We start from the raw sequence: 10,395 nt of genomic DNA on the forward strand, positions 1-10,395 counted from the left end.
ACTCTCACTAATCTTTTTTAATTAAATCTTTCAGTTCATCCAAAAATACATTGATATCTTTGAACTGCCTGTATACCGAGGCAAAACGGACATAGGCGACCTCATCGATTTTGGCAAGTTTATCCATCACCATTTCCCCGATTGCTTCCGAATTGACTTCAGATTGTCCCATGTTTCGCAGTTCACTTTCAATCTCGTTGGTGATTGTTTCCAACTGTTCCAATGCAACCGGCCTTTTTTCACAGGCCCGGATTAAACCGCGCAAAATCTTCTCTCTGCTGAACTCTTCGCGGGTCCCCTCTTTTTTGATTACGATCAGGGGCGTCTCTTCCACACGCTCAAAAGTTGTGAAACGATAGGAGCACCGCTCACATTCACGCCTTCTTCTGATTGATCTCCATTCATCTGCCGGCCTAGAATCCACGACACGCGTGCCATTATGCTTGCATGAAGGGCATTTCATCTTCTTCAGCTCCGTTCATGAGTGCTTCTCCTCATTATACAGCAATTGAAGTGGAAAGAAAAAGGAGAAAAACAAACCCGGTAAAATAGCATTTGGAAAAATAATTTTCAAAAAACATCTGTTGATATTTGTTTAAATGGTATACAGTAAATATATCAAAAAAGCTTTTTGGAGGGAAAGACATGAAGGAAAATACAAAAAAAGAAATGATTTCGTGGGCCAAATCGTTCATAGTTGCGATCATCCTCGCGTTTATTTGCAGGCAATTTCTTTTCTCGCCCATCACTGTTTTTGGAGAGTCGATGTCGCCCTCCTTCCTGGATCACGATAAAGTCGTCATCAGTAAAACGTCCAAAATTCAGCGATTTGATGTGATTGTATTCGATGCGCCAGATATTGAGAATGAACATTACATCAAGCGTGTGATCGGACTGCCAGGAGACAGCATTGAAGTGAAAAACGATGTACTTTATATAAATGGAAAGGCGTATAAAGAACCTTATTTAGATGAAAATAAAAGAATCAGTCCAAGCAACAGCCTCACCGAAGACTTTTCTCTGCTTGAGAAAACGGGGAAAAGCAAAGTCCCTGATAATATGCTGTTTGTAATGGGGGACAACCGTTTAAACAGTAAGGACAGCCGCACATTCGGTCTAATTTCATATGACTCAGTGATAGGCGAAGTGAAATTCCGGTTTTATCCCTTGAATGAGATCGGCTTGCCAAAATAGTGTTGAACTATATAACTAAATATAAAAGGGACAGGCCCACCGCGGATCTGTCCCTTCATTTATTTGACATTAACCAGCTTTTGCTTCTTTTTTATCAAGCAATGATGCTACATAGGAGACAAGGTCTACTACGCGGCAGGAGTATCCCCACTCGTTGTCATACCATGCAAGTACTTTCAGTTTAGTTTCGTCCATAACAATGGTTGAAAGGCCGTCGATGATGGCTGAGTTCGGATTAGTATTGAAATCGATAGAAACAAGCGGCTCAGTCGTAAAGGACAAAATGCCTTTTAACGGACCCTTTGCAGCTGTTTCAAACGCTTTATTCACATCCTGGACTGTTACCGGACGTCTAACATCTACAACAAGGTCAACGAGTGACACGTTAGGTGTCGGTACACGCAGTGCCATCCCATGCAATTTACCTTTCAGATGAGGCAATACAAGTGACAATGCTTTTGCCGCCCCTGTTGTTGTAGGAATGATGGATTGGGCGCATGCACGTGCCCGGCGCAAATCTTTATGCGGGTTATCGAGATTCTTTTGGTCGTTTGTATACGCATGGACAGTTGTCATCAGACCGTTTTCAATGCCAAATGCATCGTCAATCACTTTTGCCACAGGTGCCAGGCAGTTTGTTGTACAAGATGCATTGGAAATGATGTCATGCTTATCGATATTCAAATCACCATCGTTAACTCCCATGACGATCGTTACATCTTCGTTTTTACCGGGAGCAGTCAAAACAACTTTTTTCGCTCCTGCCTCAAGATGCATTGCCGCTTTGTCGCGGGAATTGAATACTCCGGTAGCCTCAATGACGATATCGATACCGAGCTCTCCCCAAGGAAGCTCCAAAGGATTTCGGCTGCTTAACAATTTAATCTCTTTTCCATTTACCACCAAAGCGTTTTCTTTAGCTTTTACATCGGCATCAAAAGTGCCGTGGGTTGTATCATATTTGATTAAATGAGCAAGTGTTTCAGCAGGATAGCTTGCATTGACCGCAACAATATTAAAACGGTCTTCCATGATCGCTTTTCTAAAAACCATGCGGCCGATACGGCCAAATCCATTAATTGCTACATTAGCCTTCATAATAACCGGGATCCCCCTATATAGTGTTATACTTAATTTCATATGATCGTAAATAGTATAACATATTTAAGTTAAAAAGAAAGAACAAAATGATGACTTTTACCGTTAAAATAACCAAAAAAGGGAGCGCCCATTCGCTCCCGTTCAAGGTTTCATTTTCCATTTTTCAATCAGCTGGTCCAGCTGCGTTTCAGTTTCTTCAATGCTCCCATTGTTATCGATCACCGCATCGGCCAATTCCACTTTTTCCCGTAAAGGCATTTGGGATGCGATTCTTGATTTCGCCTCTTTCTCTGTAAAAGCATTTCTTTCCATCAACCTTTTTAATTGGGTCTCTTCATTGACAAAGACCACAATTGTTTTTTCAACAAGATGGGTTAATTTGCTTTCATAAAGGAGGGGAATATCAAGAATAACGGTCTGTTTCCCGGATTCAATTGCTTCTTCCTGCCAATCCTTCATTTTTTTCCGGACGGCAGGGTGGACGATGGCATTTAATTTCTTTCGTTCTTCTTCGTTTTGAAAAACAATCGAACCCAGTTTGGCGCGATTAAGCGTTCCGTCTTCCAAAAGGACTCTGCTGCCAAACGCCTCAACAATGTCCATATATGCCCTTTCGCCCGGCTCCACAACTTTTCTTGCTGCAATATCTGCGTCAACAATGGCAAAGCCCCGTTTTTCCAAAAGCTTGGAAACCGTGCTTTTCCCGCTTGCAATTCCTCCTGTTAATCCTACAATAAAAGCCATTTGCCTGCCTCTTTCGTTTACATTTTTAAAAGTCCGATGACTATCAACAGTACACCCGGAAAAAAGGTGAATTTCTGTATGGCGCGCATGTGGGCAAATAATCCGCCAAAAGCGATGCCTGCAGACAAAAACAATCCGCCCATCAAGGCTGACGCTCCGGATAAAATGATCGGGCTGAACCCGAGCATCGCTGCACCGATCCCCACTCCGAAAGCATCAAGAGACAACGCCGCCCCAAGCATGAATGCTTCAACTCCTGTGACCGTTCCCGAAGAATCGAAGTCGGCCCTGGTCGGTTTTTTTAAAATATGGATGACAATTCCAAGCGATTTGATTTCCCATTTAAACTCCAATTTCTCCTGATGGCCCGCCTGTTCCTTTTCAGATCTGATAAACTGAAGAATAACCCAGCCGCCGATTGCAATAAGGATCGCCCCTCCGATTCGGTTGGCGGCTACAGGAGACAGGAACCCTTGGATCAGCTGTCCGAAAAGCATGGCCGTTCCAAGCGATAAAGCGGTACAAAATGCAATAATCATAATCGACTTTAGAGGAATCTTAATTTTCCTCAACCCATACGCCAATCCGGCTCCAAAGCTGTCAAGACTGATGGCAATTGCTAATAATAAAAGCGAAAATATATAGCCCATCTGCAAGCTCCTTCCCCTTCAAATTGCGATAAATTATTATATGAAGGTTGCTTGCTGATGGTTAAAAAGCTGAATTGTTATGAATTTTTTTGGCATGTTGGACAAAAATGCGTCCCGCGCCCTGCGGCTTTCGTTTTTTCCAGGATGGTTCCGCAGTCGATGCACGCTTCACCGTTCCGCCCATAAACTTGAAGCCTTTCCTGGTAGGAACCGCTCAAGCCCATTGAATCCATATAAGTATTGACCGAGCTTCCTCCTGCAGAGATGGAGTCTTCCAACGTCTGTACCATTTCATGGCACAGTTTCCCGATTTCTTTTTCCGTCAATGTTTTGGCTTTCCGTTCCGGATGTATTTTCGCCTTGTATAAAACCTCATCTGCGTAAATATTTCCAAGCCCGGCCACGATGGACTGGTCCAGCAGTACAGCCTTTATAATCCGTTCCGTTTTCTGAAACTCCGATTTGAGATATTCCGGTGAACATAAAGGTGAAAATGGCTCGGGACCAAGCTTCGCCAAAGGCAATTCTTTATTTTCCTCACCTTTTTTAAATAAATGCATCGTCCCGAACTTCCGTACATCCCGGTAACGCATCTCCGTTCCGTCGGAAAACTTGAATGTCACATGTGTATGCTTATCCGCCGGGTCCCCACATTTGTTCACACTGTAATGGCCTTCCATCCTTAAATGTGAAACGAGCGAATAATCATCAAGCATGAAAATCAGAAACTTCCCTTTTCGTTGTAAATCATGGATTGTCTGCCCTGACAAAGCATCATAAAATTGCTCAACTTCAAGAGGTTGCTTGATGATTTTGGGCCAGCCGGATTCAACGCTTTGAATGGTTTTCCCCTGTACCAGCTGAAGCAGCGACCTTCTTACATTCTCAACTTCCGGCAACTCCGGCATCTTCTCACTCCCTGATGTTTAAGCTTTGTTGATTGATTTATTTATAAGTATTCCTTAAAAAAGGGTATGTTCAATGTCTAGCTCCGGTGCCTATCGACTAGCAGACTTCACTCCTTCTCCTACGATAAGTCAACATCGCTCCGCTTTGCTTCGCGTGTTTCCTTTATCTCGTCGAAGTCGCTCCAGTCTGTACGTCGATGGACAGGCACCTCTGCTTTCCTATTTAGCATCATACCATGTCGGCCCGTATGAATAATCGACTTTCAGCGGAACCTTGAGTTCCAGCGCATGTTCCATCACGTCGGGGACCAATTTTTCCAGCTTTTCGATTTCATTTTTAGGGGCCTCAAATATCAATTCGTCGTGCACCTGAAGTAAAAGGCGTGTCTTCAAGCCTTCTTCTTCAAGCTTTTTATACATATCGATCATTGCTTTTTTTATGATATCAGCCGCACTTCCCTGAATCGGGGTGTTCATTGCAGTCCGTTCCGCAAAGCTTCTGATGTTGAAATTCCTGCTGTTAATTTCCGGGATATACCTCCTTCTATGAAGAAGTGTCGATACATAGCCTTTTTGTTTGGCGTCCATCACAATGTCCTTCATATAATTCCGTACACCGGGGAAGCTCTCAAGGTACCGGTCAATGAATGTGCCGGCTTCTTTCCGAGTAATTCCCAGGTTTTGTGAAAGTCCGTAATCGCTGATTCCATAGATGATCCCAAAGTTGACCGCTTTTGCCTGGCGTCTCATATTGGATGTCACTTCATCCTTGCTGACATGAAAAACATCCATCGCCGTTTTTGTGTGGATATCCATATCTTCCCTGAAGGCTTCCATCAGTTTTTCGTCTTCCGCAATATGGGCAAGAACCCTGAGTTCAATCTGCGAATAATCCGCGGCAAATATCACCCAGTCTTCCTGCGAAGGAATAAAGGCCTGGCGGATTTTTCGTCCTTCCTCCAAACGGATGGGGATGTTTTGCAGATTCGGATCCGTCGAACTCAATCTTCCGGTTTGTGTCAATGCCTGGTTAAAGCGGGTGTGGACTTTATCAGAATCCTTATGCACCACTTTAAGCAGACCCTCTATATAGGTTGACTGCAGCTTTCCGAGCTGTCTGTAGTTCAGGATTTCTTGGATAATTTCATGTGCAGGTGCCAGTTTTTCCAAAACATCCGCCGCGGTGGAATACCCTGTCTTTGTTTTCTTGATGACAGGCAGGCCCAGTTTTTCAAATAAAATGACTCCAAGCTGTTTTGGCGAATTGATGTTGAATTTTTCTCCGGCAAGATTATATATTTTTTCTTCTATCTGTGACAGACGTTCCGCCATTTCGGCTTTCATATCCCTCAGCCGTTCGATGTCCACCTTGACGCCTGTGTATTCCATATCCGCCAGGATGAATGACAGTGGAAGCTCCAAGTCATAGAAAAGATCAAGCTGTTCATTTTTATCCAGTTCGTCAAGCAAAGGCTTATATAAAGAGGCAATCCCCAGTGCCTTTCTGGAAAGGTGCTCAGCCAGAATATCTCCTTCGGCCACTTTTTTCTTGGCACCTTTTCCGTAAACCGCTTCGTCCGCTTGCACGTTCGTATAACCGTGGCGCTGCGCGACGCCTGCAAAATCCGTTGTCGATTCAGAAGGGTTAAGCAAATAAGAGACAAGGAGCAGGTCAAAATCAATCCCTTTCAAGTCAATTCCGTGCCTTCTTAAAGAAACAATCGACCGCTTCCCGTCATAAACCTGCTTTTTCTTTGTTTCGTCTTCCGCCCATTTTTTAAAAACTTTCGATTTCAATGCTGTTTCAGCTGGAAGGAAAACATTTCCCTTTTCGCTTGAAAGGCCAAAGCCGGCAATCGCGCCTGTATGGTAATTATCTTCAAGAATCTCCACATATAGAGCCATATGATTGGCAAAAAGCCCTTCTGCTATTGACTCGGCCGTCTGAAATTCAATTGCTTCATTTTCCGGTTGGTCTTCAGTTTCCTCATCGCCGCCTTCAAGCTTTCCGAGAAGGGAATTGAACTCAAGCTCCTGGAAAAGGGATCTCAGTACAGCAAGGTTATAGCCTTCATACATCAAATCGGACATATTGACATCAATAGGTGCTTTCGTTGAAATAGTGGCGAGCTCCTTGCTCATGACAGCCTGGTCTTTAAATTCTTCCAGACGTTCCTTTAATTTGGGACCGCTGACCTTGTCGATAGATCCGAGGAGATTTTCCAAGGTGCCAAATTCCTTCAACAATTTGATGGCCGTTTTTTCGCCGACTCCGGGAACGCCGGGAATATTATCTGACTGGTCTCCCATCAAACCTTTCATATCAATGATCTGTTCCGGTGTGAGACCGTACTTTTCTTTGATATGTTCCGGAGTATAATTTTCGATGTCTGTAATGCCTTTTCTCGTAATCCCCACTGTTATATGGTCGGTCGTCAACTGGGTCAAGTCTTTGTCGCCGGAAATGACTTTTACTTCATAGCCGTCTTTTTCCGCCTCGATTGCAAGGGTGCCGATGATATCGTCCGCCTCGTAATTTTCAAGTTCGTACCGTTTTATTCCATAAGCATCCAGCAGCTCTCTCAGAAATGGAAACTGTTCGGAAAGCTCCGGCGGAGTTTTTTGGCGGCCGCCTTTATATTCTTTGTACGTTTCATGGCGGAACGTCGTCTTCCCGGCATCGAACGCGACCAAAATATGGGTCGGCTTCTCTTCCTCCAACACTTTCATCAGCATCGTAGTGAAGCCGTAGACCGCATTTGTATAAACCCCTTTTTCGTTATGCAGCAGCGGCAAAGCGAAAAAAGCGCGATAGGCAACACTGTTCCCGTCTATGAGCATTAATTTCTTACTATTTTTTCCCAAGCCAAATACCTCCTAAGCAAGCAGAGCGTCCGCCTGTCTGATATTTTTATTCTAGCATGTGTGTTCGGGAATGTGAAAAAAAGAGCGGGTAGAGGAAAGGAGTTTTACTTAAAGATGATCTGTTTATTGAGTTATTTGAAAATTTAAATAGCAACTCTTGTTCCCCTTCGTTAATTCTGATGGATAAGAAGTTGGACTGAATTTGGAGCATTGAAACTGGGTTGAGAACATTGATTCCGAATTGAAAGACTTCCGGACCGAGACAAGAGCGGCACTTCAAATCATCCAGACCGAACAACAGAGCACCCGTGAGGAAATGACCCAACGATTCAAAGAAGTGAAACATACGCTGAGCCATTTGGAGTCAGATATTATATACACCTTTCAAAAAACAGCTGAGCATGAATTAAAGCTTAATCGTATTAAAAATTTATGATGCCTCACTCCTGGACAAACTCGTTCGAAAATAAAGAATAAGATTATACCCGATTCAAATGGGTATCCTTAAATTCTGTGGGGTACTTTAATCCATAGCCGAACATCCTATCCATACCTATATGGGATACCCATATTAAACCGATTGCCAAGGTTGTTGAACTGACAAATAATAGGCCAAAGAATATAACAATCATTGCTACCGTATATGTATGGAATACATTATATATGATTGCACCGATTTTATTATTGATTAAATATCCAAACATTGAAAGATCCGGTGCAAATAAAAGTACAATAAACAATATCCAACTGAATTGGTTATATCCATAAATCCATAGACTTAAGGCTAATACCACGAGCCCTTCCACATGTAAAAGCGCCTTATTCAATTTTCATCCCTCCAGGAAATCACTTGACCCCATTTTCAAACTAAAATGCCGGGTACTCTTGCCCCGGCACTTCGATCATTTCGTATACCCCATTAGCAATCTTGCATATGGAGAATCAGCCGGCAGTACGATAACTGTATCTTCGCCGATTGTCTTTTTATAGGACTCCAGGGTTCTGTAAAGCTGATAGAATTCCCGGTCTTTCGAAAAAGCTTCGTTGTAGATTTTAGCGGCTTCCCCTTCTCCTTCAGAGCGGATCACTTCCGCATCAGCCTGCGCTTTGGAGAGCATTTCCCTTACTTTCCGATCAGTTTCTGCGGTTATCTCGTTTTTCTTCGCGTCCCCTCTTGACAAATATTCCTGGGCTGTTGATTCACGTTCGGAAATCATCCGGGTATAGACTGAATTTTCGTTCTCATTTGGAAGGTCTGTGCGTTTCATTCGAACGTCTGTAACAACGACACCGTATTCGTCTTTTGACAGCAGCTCATTGACTTTTTCTGTAACCCTGTCGTTCAGGCTTCCACGGGAGGATTTTTCATCATTAATAATTTCATCATAGTTCAATTGGCCAAGTTCCGTCCGGACAACCGAATAAATGAATTCTTCCATTCTCGATTCGGCGTTTTCCACCGTACGCGCATTGGCAATCATCTTTTTCGGGTCAACGATTTTCCATAGCGCATAATTATCTATGATCATCCTTTTCTTGTCTTTCGTATTGATCTCCGCCTTTGACACATCATAAGTCATTTGATATTTGGGAAGAGTTGATACACTTTGAATAAACGGCACCTTCATGGCAAGCCCCGGTTCCGTCTTGATTCGCACAACCTCGCCAAACTGGCGGATAACCTTATACTCCCCTTCTTTCACTACAAACAGACTGGAAAACAAAATCAGCAGAAGGGCAATCAATATGATCAGGAATAGGCCAAATCTTGTATATTTGCGCCATTCGACTTCAGCAGCCTTGCGCGAACCGAAATCAATTATTTTTTTGTCCATGCTGCTCATCCCCCTCCGTCTTCTCCGCCTGTTGCGGCTCTTCTTTTTCCATTGGCCGGATTGGGAAGTATTTCAACGTATTTCCGTCATCGTTCATGATGTAAATCTCTGTTTCCGGAAGAACCTGCTCCAGCGTCTCAATCGTCAAACGCTCCCTTGTTACCTCGGGGCTGCTTTTATATTCTTTATAAAGCTTATTAAAAACAGCTATGTCTCCGCGTGCGGTTTCCAGCCTTGCGGCTTTTTCCCCTTTCGCTTTTGACATAATGGCGGCTTTTTCCCCTTCAGCCTCATTCATTTTCTGGTTCTGATATTTTCTTGCTTCGTTTATTTTCGTGTTCATCGTTTCCCGTGCATCCGTTACCGCTGTAAAAGCACTTCGGACTTCTTTATTTGGAAGTTCTACATCTTTAAGTTTGACGGCCAATATGGAAATCCCGACATCATATTTTTCCATAAGTGAAGTTAACAGGTCCCTGACGTTCCCTTCAATCTCGGCCTTTCCGGAGGTGAGCGCATCATCGATTTTTGAACTTCCGATAATACTTCTTAATGATGCGGATGTTGCATCATACAGCACCTCTTCGGGGTTGTCCGCATTAAATAAATATTTTTTGGGGTCTGTTATCTTCCACTGGACGACAAGATCCGCCAAAACGATATTTTCATCCCCTGTAATCATTTTGGTTTCATCGGACAGTTCCTTTTTCCCGTCTGATTCTTTAAATCCAAACTGGAGGCTCTTTGTCTCCCTTGCAAGCTTTTCAACCCGCTGAACCGGCCATGGAAGTTTAAAATGCAATCCAGGATCCGTTACCGTTTCACCGGCTCTGCCGAACGTTAAAATCACCGCCTGGTCCGATTCATCCAGCGTATACCAGGATGTAAAAAGCGAACCGACGAGCAAAATTCCGGCAATCAAAATGCCTGCCGCTGCGTAAACCCTTTTTAAACTCATTCCCCACGTTCCTTTCTCTTTATCTCTTATACCATTGTATTACGGGACATTAGAAAAAAGGTTTCATTATCCGCTTTTAATAAGAAAAGCGCAAGCGCCTTGCCCATCGACGTACAGACTGGAGTGCCTCCGACGAGATA

The 10,395-nt window shown here is 43.5% G+C and carries 10 protein-coding genes; 1 reads left to right on the forward strand and 9 read right to left on the reverse strand.

Annotation, left to right across the window (positions count from 1 at the left end; genetic code table 11):
- Positions 1-7 precede the first annotated feature (7 nt).
- Positions 8-463 carry a transcriptional regulator NrdR gene (gene nrdR / locus FS666_RS15220; protein WP_120075049.1) on the reverse strand — a complete coding sequence of 152 codons (456 nt, stop codon included), beginning with the start codon at positions 461-463 and terminating at the stop codon, positions 8-10.
- Positions 464-645: 182 nt separating this feature from the next.
- On the opposite strand from nrdR, the gene lepB reads away from it, so the two are divergent.
- On the forward strand, positions 646-1,194 hold the full coding sequence (gene lepB / locus FS666_RS15225; RefSeq protein ID WP_120075047.1) for a signal peptidase I: 549 nt from the start codon (positions 646-648) through the stop codon (positions 1,192-1,194).
- A gap of 69 nt (positions 1,195-1,263) precedes the next feature.
- Here the strand turns inward: lepB and FS666_RS15230 are convergent, their stop codons facing one another.
- From FS666_RS15230 to hflK, 8 genes are all read right to left on the reverse strand, one after another.
- Positions 1,264-2,292 carry a glyceraldehyde-3-phosphate dehydrogenase gene (locus FS666_RS15230; RefSeq protein ID WP_120075045.1) on the reverse strand — a complete coding sequence of 343 codons (1,029 nt, stop codon included), beginning with the start codon at positions 2,290-2,292 and terminating at the stop codon, positions 1,264-1,266.
- A 144-nt stretch (positions 2,293-2,436) separates the two neighbouring features.
- Positions 2,437-3,039: a dephospho-CoA kinase gene (coaE, locus tag FS666_RS15235; RefSeq protein WP_120075043.1), complete on the reverse strand. Its 603-nt coding sequence runs from the start codon at positions 3,037-3,039 to the stop codon at positions 2,437-2,439.
- A gap of 17 nt (positions 3,040-3,056) precedes the next feature.
- Entirely contained in the window at positions 3,057-3,689 is a 633-nt protein-coding gene (gene ytaF / locus FS666_RS15240; RefSeq protein ID WP_120075041.1) for a sporulation membrane protein YtaF, read from the reverse strand.
- Between the two features lie 77 nt (positions 3,690-3,766).
- Positions 3,767-4,597, reverse strand: a complete 831-nt coding sequence (gene mutM, locus FS666_RS15245) for a DNA-formamidopyrimidine glycosylase (protein ID WP_144463125.1) — start codon at positions 4,595-4,597, stop codon at positions 3,767-3,769.
- A gap of 219 nt (positions 4,598-4,816) precedes the next feature.
- Positions 4,817-7,438 (reverse strand): DNA polymerase I, encoded by a 2,622-nt coding sequence (gene polA / locus FS666_RS15250; RefSeq protein ID WP_144463139.1) that lies wholly within the window; start codon positions 7,436-7,438, stop codon positions 4,817-4,819.
- Positions 7,439-7,941: 503 nt separating this feature from the next.
- Positions 7,942-8,289 carry a DUF4260 domain-containing protein gene (locus FS666_RS15255; protein ID WP_120075037.1) on the reverse strand — a complete coding sequence of 116 codons (348 nt, stop codon included), beginning with the start codon at positions 8,287-8,289 and terminating at the stop codon, positions 7,942-7,944.
- A gap of 75 nt (positions 8,290-8,364) precedes the next feature.
- The gene (hflC, locus tag FS666_RS15260) at positions 8,365-9,297 is read right to left on the reverse strand and encodes a protease modulator HflC (protein WP_120075035.1); all 933 of its coding nucleotides are present in this window, start codon (positions 9,295-9,297) and stop codon (positions 8,365-8,367) included.
- Entirely contained in the window at positions 9,278-10,255 is a 978-nt protein-coding gene (gene hflK / locus FS666_RS15265) for an FtsH protease activity modulator HflK (protein ID WP_144463123.1), read from the reverse strand. Before hflK ends, hflC begins: the two co-directional genes overlap by 20 nt.
- Positions 10,256-10,395 lie beyond the last annotated feature (140 nt).

Source organism: Siminovitchia fortis, from assembly GCF_007681465.1.
Lineage (GTDB): Bacteria > Bacillota > Bacilli > Bacillales > Bacillaceae_C > Siminovitchia > Siminovitchia fortis.